Genomic DNA, 1,052 nt, shown 5'->3' on the forward strand with positions numbered 1-1,052 from the left:
CCCCAGGGATCAGAACTTCAGCGGCACAAAGGCCAGCGCCAGGGGATACGGCGTTGATGCGGTGGCGGCGGCGCTGCAGGGCTTCGGTGTTGAAAACTACATGGTGGAGATCGGCGGCGATCTGGTGACCAAGGGTGAAAATGCCAAGGGCGAGGCCTGGCGCATCGGTATCGAGAAACCCGATGCGGCGGCGCAAACGGTGCAGCTGATCGTGCCGGTCAGCAATCTGGGGCTGGCGACCTCGGGCGATTACCGGAATTACTTCGAGCATGAGGGCATGCGCTATTCCCATATCCTCGACCCGGTGGCGGGGCGGCCGGTGACGCATGCCACCACCTCGGTCACGGTGATTGCGGAAAACGCCATGCTGGCGGATGCCTGGGCCACCGCGATGCTGGTTTTGGGCCGCGAAAACGGGCTGAAGCTTGCACAAGAGCATAAACTTGCCGTGTTTTTCATTGATCGGGACGTGCAAGCCGGTGCGGATGCCTATATGACCTCTGCCAGCAGCGCGTTCGAGGCGCTGACCGGAAACTGAAGCCGCCGCCAAGCAATCCTGCGAGGGACCACAACATGAGCACCTTTCTTCTGGCCTTTATCCTGCTGCTGATCGTTACCCTGGGCATGTCGCTGGGGGTCATTCTGATGGGCAAGAAGATCAAGGGCAGCTGCGGCGGGTTGAATGCGATCTCGGGCGCCGACAAATGCGTGGTGTGCTCGAAAGACATCGACCCCGACAGCCCACTGCGCGACAAGCTGCAGTGCAAGCGCGCGCGGCAGATGGTCGAACAGATGCAGCAAGAACAGGCCTGAGACCGCTCGGGGGTCGTCCCGCACTGGACCTGTCCCGCACCGGAACTGAATGCCTGAACTCACTCAGCTTTTGCTGACAAAGCTGCGGTTGCGCTGGCCGGTGTTTGATCCGGTGCCCAACCCTTGCCCAGTGAAATCTGCAGCCCGGCCCAGGCCAGCGCCAGATCACGGCGGGCGGAGATCAGATTCAGCTCATTGTCCCGCAGCGCTTCTTCGGTGTTGAGCAGGTCGAACAGGGT

At 61.6% G+C, this 1,052-nt stretch carries 2 protein-coding genes and 1 pseudogene; 2 read left to right on the forward strand and 1 reads right to left on the reverse strand.

The annotated features are described in order from the left end of the window. Positions 1-538, forward strand: a 538-nt coding sequence (locus tag A2I95_RS41810; protein WP_291738141.1) for an FAD:protein FMN transferase, incomplete at its 5' end; no start/stop codon positions are given. A 35-nt stretch (positions 539-573) separates the two neighbouring features. Beyond that, on the forward strand, positions 574-813 hold the full coding sequence (gene nqrM / locus A2I95_RS41815; protein ID WP_024092707.1) for a (Na+)-NQR maturation NqrM: 240 nt from the start codon (positions 574-576) through the stop codon (positions 811-813). A gap of 59 nt (positions 814-872) precedes the next feature. Here the strand turns inward: nqrM and A2I95_RS41820 are convergent. Continuing rightward, positions 873-1,052: pseudogene (locus A2I95_RS41820) on the reverse strand (RND transporter); the annotation flags it as partial.

This window comes from Leisingera sp. F5 (assembly GCF_001593695.1).